The following is a 15,399-nucleotide window of genomic DNA, read 5'->3' on the forward strand; positions in this document are numbered from 1 at the left end:
CCGTGATCATGTACGCGCCGCGCGGGCACTGACACGCGTCGGGACGCACAAGAGATCGGCGATGGCGCGGGCGGCGTCGCGCGCGGGGCGGCCGACGCCGATGAGGGTGGCGGAGGCAGGGCCGGTCCAGTCGCCGTAGCCGAGGAGGTGGAGCCGCGGTTCTTCCTCGGCTTGTGTGCCGATGGTGGGGATGTGGCCACGCGGCCCTCGCAGGCCGAGCGGGGCGAGGTGGGAGAGGGCGGGGCGGAAGCCGGTGCACCAGATGACCGCATCCGCCTCGGCGCTCGTGCCGTCGGCCCATTCGACTCCGGCCGGGGTGAGGCGACTGAACATCGGCTGAGCTTTGAGGAGTCCGGCGTCGCGGGCCTCGCGTACGGGCGGTACGGCGACGATGTCACCCAGCGACGCCACGCCCCCGGTGTCGGTCGAACCTTCGTCGAGAGCGCGGCGGCGTGCGGTGGCCGCGTCGAAGAGGGCACGGCCGTCGATGTCGTCGGCGAGGAAGCGGGGCGGGCGCTGGGCGACCCAGGTCAACTCCGTGTCGTACACGAGGTCGGCGGCGATCTGCGCGCCGGAGTTGCCGCCGCCCACCACGATGACGCGCTGTCCCGCAAGGTCCTGTGGTCTGCGGTATTCGATGGTGTGCAGCTGCCTGCCGCGGAACACCTCCCGGCCGGGCACGGCGGGCAGGAAGGAGCGCCACCAGGTACCGGTCGCGCTGATGACGGAACAGCCGTGCCACGTGCCCGAGTCGGTTTCCACACGCAGAAGTTGACCGTCGGGGTGCACACCCTGGACGCGTACAGGCCTATGGATCGGCAGCTCGTAACGCTGCTCGTATGTGGTGAGGTAGTCGACGGCATGGGCGGCGTCCGGATAGACCTCGCCGCTCTGTACGGGCATGGGGCGCCCCGGCAGCGAGGAGTACGCGGCTGGGGAGAACAGGTGCAGCGAGTCCCAGGAGTGCTGCCAGGCGCCGCCCGCCCCGGCCTGGGCGTCGAGGATGACGAAGTCCAGGCCGAGCCGGCGCAGGTGGTAACCGGCGGCGAGCCCTGCCTGGCCGCCGCCGATCACCACCACATCGACGCGTGACGTCATGAACTCAGCTGAGGGGCAGCGAACTTGTTGCGCCAGGCAAGGGAGACGTACACGAGCGCGACCAGGACCGGGACCTCGATGAGAGGGCCGACGACGCCGGAGAGGGCCTGGCCGGAGGTGACGCCGAAGGTGGCGATGGCGACCGCGATCGCCAGCTCGAAGTTGTTGCCCGCCGCAGTGAAGGCGAGCGTCGCGGTGCGGTCATAGTTGAGGCCGATGGCCTTGCCGAGGGCGAAGGTGCCGAACCACATGAGGGCGAAGTAGACGAGCAGCGGCAGCGCGATCCGGGCAACGTCCAGCGGCTGCGAAGTGATCGTCTTCCCCTGCAGGGCGAAGAGGATGACGATCGTGAACAGCAGACCGTACAGCGCCCAGGGACCGATCTTGGGCAGGAAGTTGGACTCGTACGACTCCCGGCCCAGCTTCTTCTCGCCGATATGGCGGGTGAGGAACCCGGCCAGCAGCGGGACGCCGAGGAAGATGACGACGTTCAGCGCGATCTTCCACATGGAGATGTCGAGCTGCTGGCCGTCACCCAGGCCCAGCCAGCCGGGCAGCAGGTCGAGGTAGAACCAGCCGAGCAGGCCGAAGGCGATGACCTGGAACACAGAGTTCAGCGCCACCAGTACGGCTGCGGCTTCGCGGTCGCCGCACGCCAGGTCGTTCCAGATGATGACCATCGCGATGCAGCGGGCGAGACCGACGATGATGAGGCCGGTGCGGTACTCGGGGAGGTCCGGCAGGAAGATCCAGGCCAGCGCGAACATGATCGCCGGGCCGACGATCCAGTTGATGACCAGCGACGACACCATGAGCTTCTTGTCGCCGGTGACGGCGTCGAGCCTGTCGTAGCGGACCTTGGCCAGGACCGGGTACATCATGATGAGCAGGCCGACCGCGATCGGCAGCGAGATGCCGCCGATCTCGACCTTGGCGAGGGCGTCATTCAGGCCGGGGATCAGGCGGCCGAGGCCCAGTCCCAGTGCCATGGCGAGCAGGATCCACACGGCCAGGAAGCGGTCGAGTGTGGAGAGCTTTGCGACGACCGAGTCTCCACCGGGCTCTACGCGTGGGGTGGTGGTCGGTTCAGTGCTGGTCACGGACAGGCCCTCTTCGTGTCGGCGGCTTGGGTGGCACGGGCGGCCGTGGCGAGGTCGGTGAAGGAAGCCGCCACGGCTTCGATGACGTCCGGTCGGAGCTTGTAGTACGTGAAGCGTCCGCACGGCTCCGTTTCCACCACCCCGGCCTCGCGCAACACGCGCAGGTGGTTGGAGAGGTTGGTCTGCTTGGCACCGGTCTCCTCGACCAGATGCGAGGTGCAGAGCGTCTCGTGGGCGAGCAGGGTCACGATCTGAAGCCTGAGCGGATCGGCCAGAACCCGGATCAGGTCAGTGTCGACTGACGTCATCATGGGCTGATACTGTCACATCAGTGGCTGCTGACGCCACCGGGTGCTGATGTCACCTGTGCCTGATTCCGTCGCGAGACAAGAGAGTCCTCCTGATGTCCGACAAGCCCTCTGTGCTGTTCGTCTGTGTCCACAACGCCGGCCGCTCCCAGATGGCCGCCGCCTGGCTCAGCCACTTGGCCGGAGACCGCGTCGAGGTCCGCTCCGCCGGCTCCGCTCCCGCAGACCAGGTCAACCCGGCGGCGGTCGAGGCGATGCGCGAGGTCGGCATCGACATCACGGCCGAGACCCCGAAGATCCTTAACATCGACGCGGTCAAGGCGTCGGACGTGTGCATCACCATGGGCTGCGGCGACACCTGCCCGGTCTTCCCGGGCAAGCGGTACCTGGACTGGACGCTGGAGGACCCGGCCGGTCAGGGCGTCGAGGCCGTACGACCCATCCGTGACGAGATCAAGAAGCTCGTCGAGGGCCTGATCGAGGAGATCGCACCGGAGAAGACCGCATGAGCGAGATCCGGAACGTCATCGCCGTTGGTTCGGGTCCCGCCGGATATACCGCCGCTCTCTACACGGCTCGCGCAGACCTCAAGCCGCTGGTCTTCGGTGGTGGGATCTTCGTCGGTGGCTCGCTCACCACGACCACCGAGGTCGAGAACTTCCCCGGCTTCCCAGACGGCGTCCAAGGTCCCCAGCTTATGGAGGACATGCGCGCCCAGGCCGAACGCTTCGGCGCCGAGATGATCGACGACGACATCGCAACGAGGTCTCCGGTGGCTTGGTTCTTCTTGGTCGATGAACCCTCTAGGCCCGGGCGTAGCTCCCGCGAAAAATCAACGGTTAGCCGCGTGGTGCAGGCCCACAGCAGTCTTGTCGGTACCCGGCCCGCCCTGTACGCACAGCGAGCGCTGCCGGTTCGGCGCGGACATCGCCCGCTGCGTAGCCCGGATGCCGTCGACGAGTAGCCGACGACGCCCGATCGCCACCTGGACCAGTACTGTCAGTCGTTGCTGAACGCTGGGGGAGCCTAGCTCGGCCTCGGGGAACATCGGTACAGCCGTTGGCGCTGAGAACGATCATGGTCAGCTAGCACACCGGTTGAGGGCTCCGCCGGGGTTCGCGGAAAGATCGCCGGGCGGGTAGCGGCGCTGGCTACGGTCCCCTCGTGCCGGTGGAGTTTCTGACTGATGAGCAGGCCGTTATCTGGACCTTTCAGGGCCGTAGGGTGTACCGGCCTGGGAATTCGCCTGGCATGCAGTGTTAGCCAGGGAGACCGGCAGGGGCGTTTACTCAGTCCGGGCAGGCTTCCTTATGCTGTCCGCACGCTGGTTGAGGGTTCGTTCACGATGTGTCGAATCGGCTGGGGAGCTGATACTGATTGCGCCGGCAGAGGGAAGCCGAGGCGGTGCCCCGCCCTGGCCAACTGCCACGATGTCGACGTCAGCACAACCAGGCGCCCCTTCCATCACGCGTACGGATGGTCGGGAAGGTCGGTGCTACGGATCTTGGCGACCGCCGGCTGCGAGAGCGGCTCGACGACAGCCACGTCGTGCCCCTCAGCGTTCCTCAGTAAAAAGGGATGCCCGAGATAGGTGGTCATCACCAAATCCGTGCCGGGCTGGATAGTCCCGTAGTCTCGCAACTCGCCACCCCAGTCGACCCAGTTCAATTTCAGCGGGACCTCGGTTTCATTGATGAAACGGACTACGGTCTGCCGTGTTCCGTATTGCGAGCGTAGCCGCCGCAAATCCACATCACGTGTAAGGGTGATGTTCGGAATAGAGGCTGAGGTGGCTGGCACCAGATACCTCACAGCCGTCGTGAAGCCCGCCTGTGCCAGTATGCCGAGGCTCAGCAGGCAGAGATCCATCAAGCTCGCATCAAGAACTATTCCAGCTGCAGAGGCAAGGGCAATGACAACAATCAGGACAATCACTGGGCCCGCGCGAACGGCAGTGCTCCACCTGTGAGCCTCGCGTCGCTCACTTTCCCCGGCTGACTCCCTGAATTTCGATATGTAGCCATCGGCCTTGGGGATCAGCAGAGAATTAACGAATCCGGCAAACGCGATGATTCCCCATAATGATGCGAGTACAGATTCCATTTGATCTCCTGTCAGAGATTGTTGGGGACTGGCTCCGGTCTCATCCGATGGGCCGACGGTCGGCGCACTCGTACGTGGTTGCGTCTGGATTGAGCATGTTGCCCCTTGCTGTCGTCCAGAAGCGAGCCGCGGCTTCGAGGCAATGCTGCCCGCCCACGCGCACTGGGCTACTCATTTAGCCGGGATGCCTCGGCGGAGGTCGCGGAACTGGCCGAGGGCGACGGCGAGTTCGTTGCGGAGCCGTTCGTTCTCCTCGTTCAGTTTCCGGTTGGCGTCCCGTAGCGCTCGGACGACCGTCTCGTGTGACTTGGTAGTGATCCGCTGGTGGTTAGGCAGGGCCGGTCGCCCCGTGGCGGGCTGATTATTGGCGAGGTCACGCAACCGGGCCAGCAGCGGGGCTTGGGCGTCGTCATAGAGGAAGGTTCGGGAGACCCCGGCCCGCGTGGCGACGCCGGCGACGGTCACCGCGCCGCCGTCGTGTTCCAGCGCTTGCAGGACGCCTTGGACGCGCTCGATGCAGTCCAGGCGGCGTTGTTGTGCGGCTTCGGCCAGGTGGGACGAGTTGTCAGCCCGCATCTGCTTCCTCCTTCGTCTCGCCTCGGCCGCCGGGGACGCCGTCCGACGCCGGGGAAAGCCCGTCGTTCTCCTGGTCGGTGATGCGTGCGATGACGTGCTCGACCGCGGCGGCCAGACGGGAGTTGACGTCGGCCGCGCGGGCACGGTCGGCGGCCGCGGCGTCGGCTTGCAGCTCGCGGGTGCGGGCCAGGGTGTCGCGGTGGATGGACAGGAACTGCCGGTCGCTTTGGAAGTCTTCGCAGAAGTAGCAGCCGTCGGCCGCCGTCTTGGGGCATGGACGTGAGATGTGCCGTCCGCACCAGCCGCCGGCGACGGCGTGGAGGCGGCGACCGATCTTCTCGGCGAGCCACTCGACGCCGGACAGGTCGCTGTCGCGGTGGATCTTGACGGCCTCGCCCTTGAGGTTGAAGCGGACCTCGTACTTCTCCTCGTACTCGCGGCGAAGCGTGTCGTCCGCGATGCGCGAGTAGTGCTCCTGCATCTGCCAGGAGGTGTGGCCGAGGACCTCGCGGATCGTGCGTCCGGACACGCCCGCATTCGCCATTCTGGTGCCCAGCGTGTGTCGGAACTGATGCCAGCTGACGGCGGCGGCATCGCCGTTGGAGTCGATGAGGCGGATCCGCTTCAGCCAGGCGTCGAATCGGGTGTCGACGGTGCCGTAGGGCATCGGATATTTTCCGTCCGGGTTCCCGCTGACCTTGGGGAACAGCCACTGGCAGGTCCGGCCGAACCGTTCCCGGACCCGGCCGTGCTGTTCGCGGATCGCGTCCACCACCACGCGGGAGGCGGGGATGGCCCGGTAGCTCTTGTCCTTGCTCTTGTAGTGGACCAGGGCCCAGCGGCCGGACGGGGTCTTCTTCAAGCAGTCGGTCTTCAGGGTGAGTGCTTCGCTGATGCGCAGGCCCTCGTCGCGGCAGATCAGCACCAGCGTGCGTGTCTCGGCATCCAGCAGGGCCAGATTCTCCTCGGACTCGATCTGCTCCATCAGGTGCTCGTCGATGAAGTTGGCCTTCAGCCCGCGCGGCCGCGGGTATTCGTCCCGATGGATCCGGGCATCAGCGGGCAGCACGGGCTGCCAGTCGTAGCGGCGCCACGTTTCGAGCAGGGTGGAGACCGTCGACAACAGGCGGCTGCGGCTGCCCGGGGTCACGGGTAGGCCGAAGTACGGCCCCTTCTGTTCCACCATCCTGCGGCCGACCCAGCCGATGAAGGTCTCCAGCAGCGGCCGGTCCAGGACTGCCGGTTCGTTCTGCCGGTCGGGGCGGGTCTCCGCGATGAACCGGGAGAACAGGACGAAGTCGTTGAGGTTGCGTGCGGCTGTCCGTAGTTCCGTGCGCGCGAGCCGCAGCCTCAGGTAGCGTTTCGTCGTCTGCCGCAACCAGGGCTGGGTGATGCCGGTGAAGTCCAGTGGGGCGACGCGCTGCCGTTCCTCGATGCTGTAGCCGAGCCGGTCCGGGCGCCAGACGTCCCGGTCCCACTCCTCCGCAGGCCCTTCGAGGTCGCCGAGGGCCTCCAGCAAGTCCGTGAAGAGCTGGGGGACAGTGGTGTAGTTCAGCGACAGGTGACGCCAGTGGTGAGCGGGGCGGTCTCGCACCGACGCGACGCCCTCGGCGATGACGGTGTTGACCGCGCGGACCCAGGAGCTGGGGACCACCTTGGATCGCCGCTCGTCGGTGCGGAGCTGGAGCAGGTACTGGAACTCCAGCGCCAACAGCGGTGGCAGGCCCGTGACAGAGAAGCTCGGGACGTTGCGGAGCTTCAACTCGGTGGGCAGGTCGGCCAGCGGAGGCCGCCCAATCTTCGTCCAGCGGTAGTGGTGCCCGTCGCAAAGGTCGCTGCGGCTGGTCTCGTAGCCGCAGTCGGGGAAGCCGCACCGCCTGGTAGCCGGGCGGGAGAGGACCGGCGCCACGGCGGCGTACTGCCGGACGCTGATGCGCTGTCCCCGCGAGTGCAGGCCGTTCAAGTCGGCCAGGTGCGGGTCACACAGGCACGAGAGTCCGCCGGAATACCGGCATCCGCTGACCAGCACGGTGCCACGTCCAGACTCAGCCCGGCCGGCCAGTTCGCCGGATCCGCCATCCACGCCTCCCGCTCGGGTCGACCGGCCTTCCGCCAGGCCGCATCGTGCGCGGCGCACAACCCGTGCGAGGCGTTCTTCCTCAAGCACGAGGTGATCAGACACGGGGTCGGGGCCAGGAAATGCCCGGTGGGTGGCACGAAGCGCTCGACTCGGAACTCCGGCCGCACCACGCCAAGCAGGGCCGCAGCCCGCGGATCCCCAGAGAACGGGACAACGGTGGCCAAGCGGCCGTCGGCGCTCACCACGAGCCCCTGAAACCGACGCGGTCCAGCTCGCCGGCCAGGTCGTCCGTGTCCAGGTGGCCGTAAGTATCCGCCGTGGTGTGGACCGAGTGGTGCGTGAGCAGCTCACACGCCACTTCCAGCCGCACGCCCGCCCGCAGAAGCGCTGTCGCATGAGTGTGCCGGAACAGATGTGGATGGAAGTCGACACCTGCGCGCCGTCGAAGCCGCTTGACCAGGCTCATCGCCGCCCAGTACCCCATCGGCGTGCCGACGGTGCCGTTCCACAGGTTCACGAACACGTAGTCGCAGTCCAACTCGCCGTACTCGGCGAACAGGTAGTCCGTGTAGAGGTCGAGCAGCGTCTGCCGGACGGGGATCTCCTTCGGGTCGTGGCTCTTGCTGCGGGCGCGGTTGGCGTTGTCCTCCCGGGGCCGTAGCGTCAGCGTCCGCCGGTCCGTGTTGATGTCCTCGTGCCGCAGGCCCAGAGCCTGCCCGATCCGGCAGCCCGTCTCGAACATCAACGCCATCAGCAGCCGGTCCCTCAACCGCTCACACGCGTCGAGGATTCGCTGCACCTCGGCATCCGTCAGCGTCGCCGGCCGTCGCTTGACCTGCTTCAGCCGTACCGGCCGACGGGTGACCTGCCGTTCCGCGATGCCGGCAAGGAACCCGCCGTGGTCGCCGACCGAGGCCGCTCGGCGGTGCGTCAGCTGGGCTCCCATACCGACACCGCGGCGCGCGAGAAACTCGTAGAGCATGTAGACGCTGTTCAGCGCGCGGTTCACCGTGGACGGTTCCCGGGTGGGCCCATCGGCGTCCGCTGATCGCAGCCGTCCCGGCTGGACCGGGCGCCGCAGCCACCCGGCGAACTGGTCGACATGCTCCGGGGAGGCGGCCAGCAGGTCGACGTCCAAGAGCTGGAGGAAGAGGAGCCACGCCTTCAGGTCGAAGGCACGGGCCCGGAGAGTGTTCGGCGAATGCTCCCGGTCCGTGCACAGAGCAAGGTAGTCGTCCACCATCTCAACAACCCGGCCCTCGCCATCCACGACGGTGTACGTCTCATGGCGCATCCCGGTCCCCCCGACCCGTCGCACGTACATCCCCGGCCCTCCCTGCCCATTGGGTTCCACGAATGGAGCAACGACCGTCACGGACAGCGGTCACGATGGTGTGTCAGGCACAGGCGCAGACACACCCTCGGGCGCCACGTGCCGTACGTCGATGACACCTCAAGACCGGGTACAGGTAAAGGCACCGCGTGCCGCCGTGATGACCGCCGCGGCCACCGTGGTGACCCTGGTGCCCGAGGACGAGAACACGGCCGACATCGCGATGCGGGCCGCGCTGGCGACCCGGTACGCCACGGTGCGCCCGTTCCTTGCGCTGCTCGGAGAGTCGAAGGCGTTGGACGCGGCGAGCGCCGGGAAGCGGGTCCTGGCCGGGGTGCGGGGTCTTCCGGCGCTGGCGCGGCGGAAGGTGGGGGTGAAGCCGCTGCTGCCGCGCGAGGTGGACGACAAGTTGGTGCCGCCGGCCCGGCGCAAGGCGGTGTACGCCAACCCCGACCTGCCGCAGGGCGCGGTGGACCGGGACGCATACGTGGTGTGCGTGCTGGAGCAGCTGCACCGGGCCCTGAACAACCGCGATGTGTTCGCCTCGCCCTCGCACCGCTGGTCCAACCCGCGCGCCCGTCTGCTGGACGGGCCCGACTGGGAGGCGGTCGAGGAGGACGTGCTGGCCGGGTTGAGCCTGGACATGCCCGTCGCCGAGCACCTGGCGGAGCTGGTGCGCGGCCTGGATGCCGGGTGGAAGCAGCTCGCCGAACGGCTGGAGGAGGCGGGGCCGGCGGCGAAGGTCTCCATCGAGGTGCAGGACGACGGGCGGGTGAAGCTGAACGTCGACAAGCTCGGCGCGCTCGGCGAGCCGAAGTCCCTGACCTGGCTGCGCAAACGGGTCGGGAAGATGCTCCCGAAGATCGACCTGCCGGACCTGAACGCCTGGACCGGGTTCCTCGACGCCTTCGTGCACCTCGGGGACGGCACCACCCGGATGAAGGACCTGCCCACCTCCATGGTCGCGCTGCTGGTCTCCGAGGCGTGCAACATCGGCCTGGCCCCGGTGGTCAACCCCGGCTACGAGGCGTTGACCCGGGCCCGGCTCGTGCACGTCGATCAGTACTACCTGCGGGCCGACACCATCGCCGCGGCGAACGCCGCGCTGATCGCGGCCCAGGCCGAGATCCCGATCGTGCAGTTCTGGGGCGACGGGCTGCTCGCCTCCGTGGACGGCCTGCGGTTCGTCGTCCCCGTCCGGACCGTGAACGCGGCACCGTCGCCGAAGTACTTCGGCTTCAAGCGGGGCATCACCTGGCTCAACGCGGTCAACGACCAGGTCGCGGGCATCGGGCAGATGGTCGTGCCCGGCACCCCGCGCGACTCGCTGCACATCCTGGACGCCCTGCTGAACCTGGACGGCGGGGTGAAGCCGGAGATGGTGGCGACCGACAACGCGTCGTACTCCGACATGGTGTTCGGTCTGTTCAAGATCCTCGGCTACAACTTCAGTCCGCGGTTCCGCGACCTGGACGACCAGCGGTTCTGGCGGGCCACGATGCCCGGCGTCGAGACGGGCACATACGGCGTGGTGGAGGACCTGGCCCGCAACCGGGTCAACCTGAACAAGGTGATCACGCACTGGCCGGACATGCTGAAGGTCGCCGGTTCCCTGGTCACCAACCAGGTCCGCGCCTACGACCTGCTGCGCATGTTCGGGCGCGAGGGGCGCCCGACCCCACTGGGGGCGGCGTTCGCGGAGTACGGGCGGATCGCGAAGACCGAGCACCTGCTGCGCGTGGTGGACCCTGTCGACGACACCTACCGCCGGCAGATGAACCGCCAGCTCACCGTGCAGGAATCCCGCCACAAGCAGGCCCGGGACGTGTGCCACGGCAAGCGCGGCACCATCCACCAGGCGTACCGGGACGGGATGGAGGACCTGTTGACCGAACTACTGGGGAGTGAGCCGACGAGGCCCCGCAGGTCGACGCACGGTGACGAGAACGGTCCTCAGCCCGGCCAGGCTGCTGCCGAGGCCGCCCCGCATCGGCGTCCTGATGTGCTGTCATCACGAGTCGTAGAGACCACGGTGACTCACGGAGGATCAGGTGCAGGAGAGTGCAGAGTTACGGGACGTCACGGTCCTTGCGGTGCCAAGGGTCGGCCGGGTCGAGGAGACCGGCAACCCAACCCTTCCGTACCGATTGCTCGACGCGGACGGGGCCGAAGTAGCGGCAGTCAGCGAGTTCCTGCGCGACATGCTCGCCAACGACGACAGCCCGGCCTCTCTCCGCTCGTACGCGTACGAGCTGCTGGCCTGGTTCCGGTTCCTGTGGGCCATCGAGGTGGCGTGGGACCGGGCGGGCCGGGCGGAGGCCCGGGACTTCGCGCTGTGGCTCAAGACGGTCAAGAAGCCACCACGGCCCCGTCGCCCGGACGCTCCGCCGCCCGGGTCGATCAACCCGGTGACCGGCAAACGGTACGTAGGTGAGAACTACGCGCCCCGCACGCGGCGGCACGCACGGGCGGTTGTCCGTAGCTTCTACGAGTACCACCGCGACATGCACGGCCGGCCGCTGCTGAATCCGTTCCCGAAGGCCAAGCGGGCTGAGGACGAGCACCTCAACGCTCACCACAACCCCATGCACGCCTTCAAACACCCCGCCCGGCGGGCCCCCTACCAGCCGAAGGAGCCCCGGCGATCCCCGCGCGGCATCCCCGACCAGGCGTTCAACGAGTTGTTCGCAGCCCTGCCCTCGCATCGCGACCGCGCCCTGGTCGCCTTCTACATCTCCGCCGGTCCGCGAGCCTCGGAATTGCTCGGCGTGACCCGCGACCGAGTCAGCCCCGGAGACCAGACGATCGGCGTCATCCGCAAGGGCTCCCAGGCTCTGCAGTGGATCCCGGCTTCCAGCGACGCATTCGTATGGCTGCGTCTCTACCAGCAGCAGATCCGCCCGGAGGCCCTCGACGGGCCAGAGGAACCGCTGTGGTGGACCCTGCGGCGCCCGCTCCGGCCGCTGAGCTACGACGCCGCGCGCATGGTGTTCACCCGGGCCAACGACACCTTGGGCGCGAACTGGACGCTCCACGACCTGCGGCACAGTGCGGCGAAACGCATGATCCGCGACCCCAAGCTGTCACTCACCGACGTCCAATGGGTCCTTGGCCATCTCCACATCAGCACCACCGAGCAGTACCTCGAACCTGCCGAGGATGAAGTCGTCGCGCACGTGCTGGCCCACCACGCCCGACGGGCCGCCGAGCCGGTCAAGCCGGTGATGCCTGCCCCGGGCTACCGATCCGAGGTCCTCCAGACACTGCTCGTTCCGCCGCCCTCGGTGGAGGCCCGGCATGACCGTCGAGACAGTAGCCGTCCGGTCCACCGCCTCCATCCGTCACGCTCCTTTGCCGGCGGGGCAGGAGCCGCGCGAGGTGCCGACGACCTGGTGGCAGACGCAGGAGACGCGTGAGCAGGTGCTGGAACGCACGCTCGCCCTGCCCTTCACCGCGGACACGGACACCAACCAGCGCACACGCCGACGGGGTCTGGTGAAGCTGCTCGACTGGCTGGAGGACCAGCCCGGCCGCACCTGGCAGGAGCGCTGGCTGGCCAGCGGGGCCGAGGAAGCCGGCCGGGAATGGACTCGTCTGCCGATGCAGTGGCTGACCGAACGTCATCGGGAGCGCAAGTACGACCGCGCAGATCTGTCCTGCGGCATGATCCCGCTGCTGGGCGGACAGGTCGTACGCCCCGCCTACCCGTGGCTGCTGCGACAGCGTCCTGCCCAGCTGCTGGCGCACATCCGCAGCGTCACCGATCCTGACGGGTTCGCGGCGCTCAAGGACCAGTACGCGGCCACCGGCCACTCGGGGTCCAACGACTGCAACAACGCGCTCAATCGCGTCACCTGGATCGTCGCCAGCAAGGGCGGGACCGTCCAGGACATCACCATCGGCGACTGCGTCGAGCTCCAGCACGCCATCGGCGAACACCAGACCAACGGCTACCACGGCAAGCACCTCTTCTACGGCCTCCTCGCGGCACTCGGCGTATTCGGACCCGACGCCCCCGCACGGCTCAAGACAGTGATGCTGCCGGGGCAGCTGACGCCGGCGGCCCTGGTCGACCGGCACGGCATCGCCTGCACCGCGATACGCGACCTGTTGGTGGACTACCTCACCGAGCGCGCGGTCGACATCGACTACACCACGCTGGAGGACATGGCCCGCGCGCTGGCCGGACTGTTTTGGCGAGACCTGGAGAAGCACCACCCGGGCATCGATTCGCTCCGGCTGGACGCCGATACCATCACCGCCTGGCGGGAACGGGTCCGGATGGTCCGCGACCGGCACGGCATTGCCCTTCGCCCGCGGGTCAACGTGCACACCGTGTTCACGTGGGTCAGGGCGTTCTACCAGGACCTCGCCCGCTGGGCCGCCGATGAGCCGACGCGCTGGGGCCTATGGGTGGCGCCGTGTCCTATCCGCGACAGCGACACCGATCACGGAAAGGTCCGGCTCCGACGCAAGGCAGCCATGGACCAGCGCACCCGCACTCTGCTGCCAGCCCTTCCCGCCCTGGTCAGAGCTGTCGAACGTCAGCTCAAGGACGCCCAAGCGTGTCTCGCCGCGGGGCGAGAGACTCCAGCCGGGGCCACCTTCATCACTCAGGCCGGCGAGACTCTCCTCCGCCGAGCCGGGGTATCAACCCGCGTCTATGCGGACGACCCGGCGGCCGGGCGGCGGCGGGACCTGACCATGGAAGAGGAGCGCGCGTTCTGGGCCTGGGCCATCGTCGAGGTCCTCCGCCACACCGGCATGCGCATCGAGGAGGCGCTGGAGCTCACCCACCACAGCTTCGTCGCCTACCAGCTCCCCACCACCGGCGAGATCGTGCCCATGTTGCAGGTCGCCCCCTCCAAGCTCGACCAGGAACGACTGCTGCTGGTCTCCCCAGAACTCGGCGAGGTGCTGACGGCGATCATTCACCGCGTCCGGCGCGGGCAGGCAGCCATGCCCCTGGTCTCCGCCTACGACACTCTGGAACGACTGTCGAGTGCACCGATGCCCTTCCTCTTCCAGCGCCGCTACGGCCCTGAGAACCGAGCCATCCCGCGCAACTACATCTACACCTGCCTGGGCGACGCCCTCGTCTCCAGCGGGCTGACCGGGCCTGGCGACATGCCGCTGCGATACACACCGCACGACTTTCGAAGAATCTTCGTAACCGACGCCCTCCGCACCGGTCTGCCTCCCCACATCGCCGCCCGCATCTGCGGTCACCGGACGGTCGACACGACTCTCGGATACGCCGCGATCTACCCCGAGGACGTCATCAACCACCACCGGGCCTTCATCGCCCGACGCCGGTCGCTGCGGCCCGGCGAGGAGTACCGCGAGCCCACGGCCCAAGAATGGCAGGACTTCCTGGCCCACTTCGAACTGCGGAAGGTCGCCCTCGGCACCTGCGCACGCGACTTCGGCACCCCCTGCATCCACGAACACGCGTGCATCCGCTGCCCCGTCCTGCGGCCCGATCCTGAGCAGATGCCCAGACTGGAGGAGATCCGCGCCAACCTGATTGACCGCCTCCAAGAGGCCAAGGAACAGGGCTGGCTCGGCGAAGTCGCCGCGATCGAAGCCAGCCTTGCCGCCGCCGAACTGAAGCTCACCGCAATGCGCGACATGTCCGCCCGCCACGCGACCGTGCACCTTGGGATGCCCGACTTCCGCACCAGCGCCGGCCGACTCCCCCCGAACTCCGGCAGTGACTGACGACCATCGCACCACCGGCCGCCTCGCACAGGATCACGCAGTGGATTCAGCTGTGAGGCGGCAAAACCTCGATGACCGTGGCCGTGCCGGCAACAGGCCGGGCCTCGTGCATCGTGATCACGTCACCGCACTTCAGATGCCTCCACTGCTCGGGGCTCAGAGGGGCCAGCCGAACGTCGGCGGTCTCTCCCGGGCCGAGCTCCTCCGCGAACTCCACCCACACCCGTGCGACGCTCAGCTCTCGTTCTCCATCGGTGGTGCGGTTGCCGATGTCCCACATCGGTCTGAGTCGGCCGTCCCCGGCAAAGGCACTCCGGCGTCCGCCCTTCTTTGCCTCTGGGAGACTCAGTGTCGCCCTGACCGTGCCGTGCCGGACTTCCCAGCCCCGCCACTCACACCAGCGGCGGCTGCGGTCGAGCATCATCTGCCGGGCGGCCTCGGCGAGAAGCTCCCAGAAGTCCAGGGAGATCGGATGGACATCTCCGAACTCGGTGAGAAGGCCGAGCACCATCTCCCACTCCTGGCGCCTGATGTCCTCGCGAACATCCCCGACCGTCACGCCGTTCTCTGTCATTGCGTCCTCGGGCAACAGGTCAACGGCTTGCCGAAGGAGTGTGAACGCGTCATCCATGAGCCGGATTCTCCCCGGCCTTGGGCACCTTGTCACAGCCGAGCACCAGGACCCACCGGCGCGACACGCCCGGATGCTCCTGGGTGCGAAGATTTCCGCCCACTACTTTCGGCAACTCGGCTGCGGTCCGGCCCACCAGGCTGTCAGCTGGGCTAGTTCGGATAAGACCAGCTCGGCGCGCTCGGCCTGGTCCTCAACGCCATCGTGCTCTGGACAACCCGCTACATCGACGCCGCCGTCGCCCAGCTGAAAGCCGAGGGCCACGAGATACGGGACGAGGACATCGCCCGGCTCTCCCCGCTCAAGCACCGCAACCTGAACCTGCTCGGCCGCTACAGCTTCACGGCCTCGACCCCGGCCGCCGGCGCCCTGCGCCCGCTGCGCGACCCGGAGGCGTCGGAGCTGGACGAAGACGACGACGGCGGGCAGGAGTGAGTATCAGGAGCCGA

At 67.9% G+C, this 15,399-nt stretch carries 11 protein-coding genes and 3 pseudogenes; 6 read left to right on the forward strand and 8 right to left on the reverse strand.

All coding sequences use genetic code 11. The features are described from left to right. Nucleotides 1-6: 6 nt before the first annotated feature. The 3 genes from ACWDO5_RS11385 to ACWDO5_RS11395 are packed head-to-tail and all read right to left on the reverse strand — an operon-like array spanning nt 7 to nt 2,509. The gene (locus ACWDO5_RS11385; protein ID WP_450530084.1) at nt 7-1,098 is read right to left on the reverse strand and encodes an ArsO family NAD(P)H-dependent flavin-containing monooxygenase; all 1,092 of its coding nucleotides are present in this window, start codon (nt 1,096-1,098) and stop codon (nt 7-9) included. Continuing rightward, nucleotides 1,095-2,198, reverse strand: coding sequence for an ACR3 family arsenite efflux transporter (gene arsB / locus ACWDO5_RS11390; protein WP_450530085.1), 1,104 nt, complete (start codon nt 2,196-2,198; stop codon nt 1,095-1,097). The genes ACWDO5_RS11385 and arsB overlap by 4 nt, the downstream gene beginning before the upstream one ends. After that, entirely contained in the window at nt 2,195-2,509 is a 315-nt protein-coding gene (locus ACWDO5_RS11395) for an ArsR/SmtB family transcription factor (RefSeq protein ID WP_450530086.1), read from the reverse strand. Before ACWDO5_RS11395 ends, arsB begins: the two co-directional genes overlap by 4 nt. Nucleotides 2,510-2,601: 92 nt before the next feature. On the opposite strand from ACWDO5_RS11395, the gene ACWDO5_RS11400 reads away from it, so the two are divergent. Together ACWDO5_RS11400 and ACWDO5_RS11405 are read left to right on the forward strand one after the other, a co-directional pair. Then, nucleotides 2,602-3,015, forward strand: coding sequence for an arsenate reductase ArsC (locus ACWDO5_RS11400; protein ID WP_450530087.1), 414 nt, complete (start codon nt 2,602-2,604; stop codon nt 3,013-3,015). After that, nucleotides 3,012-3,263, forward strand: a pseudogene (locus ACWDO5_RS11405) (FAD-dependent oxidoreductase); the annotation flags it as partial. The gene ACWDO5_RS11400 and the pseudogene ACWDO5_RS11405, both read left to right, overlap by 4 nt. Before the next feature lie 707 nt (nt 3,264-3,970). On the opposite strand, the gene ACWDO5_RS11410 reads toward ACWDO5_RS11405, so the two are convergent. From ACWDO5_RS11410 to ACWDO5_RS11425, 4 genes are all read right to left on the reverse strand, one after another. Then, nucleotides 3,971-4,609 carry a VHL beta domain-containing protein gene (locus ACWDO5_RS11410; RefSeq protein WP_450530088.1) on the reverse strand — a complete coding sequence of 213 codons (639 nt, stop codon included), beginning with the start codon at nt 4,607-4,609 and terminating at the stop codon, nt 3,971-3,973. 171 nt (nt 4,610-4,780) lie between these two features. Next, the gene (locus ACWDO5_RS11415) at nt 4,781-5,185 is read right to left on the reverse strand and encodes a DUF6262 family protein (protein WP_450530089.1); all 405 of its coding nucleotides are present in this window, start codon (nt 5,183-5,185) and stop codon (nt 4,781-4,783) included. Further along, nucleotides 5,175-7,148 (reverse strand): tyrosine-type recombinase/integrase, encoded by a 1,974-nt coding sequence (locus tag ACWDO5_RS11420; protein WP_450530090.1) that lies wholly within the window; start codon nt 7,146-7,148, stop codon nt 5,175-5,177. The genes ACWDO5_RS11415 and ACWDO5_RS11420 overlap by 11 nt, the downstream gene beginning before the upstream one ends. Before the next feature lie 355 nt (nt 7,149-7,503). Beyond that, nucleotides 7,504-8,589, reverse strand: a complete 1,086-nt coding sequence (locus ACWDO5_RS11425) for a tyrosine-type recombinase/integrase (RefSeq protein ID WP_450530091.1) — start codon at nt 8,587-8,589, stop codon at nt 7,504-7,506. A 139-nt stretch (nt 8,590-8,728) separates the two neighbouring features. Here ACWDO5_RS11425 and ACWDO5_RS11430 point away from each other — a divergent pair. From ACWDO5_RS11430 to ACWDO5_RS11440, 3 genes and pseudogenes are all read left to right on the forward strand, one after another. Beyond that, nucleotides 8,729-10,495, forward strand: a pseudogene (locus ACWDO5_RS11430) (Tn3 family transposase); the annotation flags it as partial. Nucleotides 10,496-11,006: 511 nt separating this feature from the next. Then, complete coding sequence (locus ACWDO5_RS11435; RefSeq protein WP_450530092.1) at nt 11,007-12,014, forward strand: tyrosine-type recombinase/integrase; 1,008 nt, start codon at nt 11,007-11,009, stop codon at nt 12,012-12,014. Beyond that, nucleotides 11,896-14,319 (forward strand): tyrosine-type recombinase/integrase, encoded by a 2,424-nt coding sequence (locus tag ACWDO5_RS11440; RefSeq protein ID WP_450530093.1) that lies wholly within the window; start codon nt 11,896-11,898, stop codon nt 14,317-14,319. The genes ACWDO5_RS11435 and ACWDO5_RS11440 overlap by 119 nt, the downstream gene beginning before the upstream one ends. Nucleotides 14,320-14,365: 46 nt before the next feature. On the opposite strand, the gene ACWDO5_RS11445 is transcribed toward ACWDO5_RS11440, so the two are convergent. Continuing rightward, nucleotides 14,366-14,959 carry a hypothetical protein gene (locus tag ACWDO5_RS11445; RefSeq protein WP_450530121.1) on the reverse strand — a complete coding sequence of 198 codons (594 nt, stop codon included), beginning with the start codon at nt 14,957-14,959 and terminating at the stop codon, nt 14,366-14,368. Between the two features lie 156 nt (nt 14,960-15,115). Here ACWDO5_RS11445 and ACWDO5_RS11450 point away from each other — a divergent pair. After that, nucleotides 15,116-15,385: pseudogene (locus tag ACWDO5_RS11450) on the forward strand (Tn3 family transposase); the annotation flags it as partial. Nucleotides 15,386-15,399 lie beyond the last annotated feature (14 nt).

The organism is Streptomyces sp. NPDC000880, assembly GCF_053599675.1.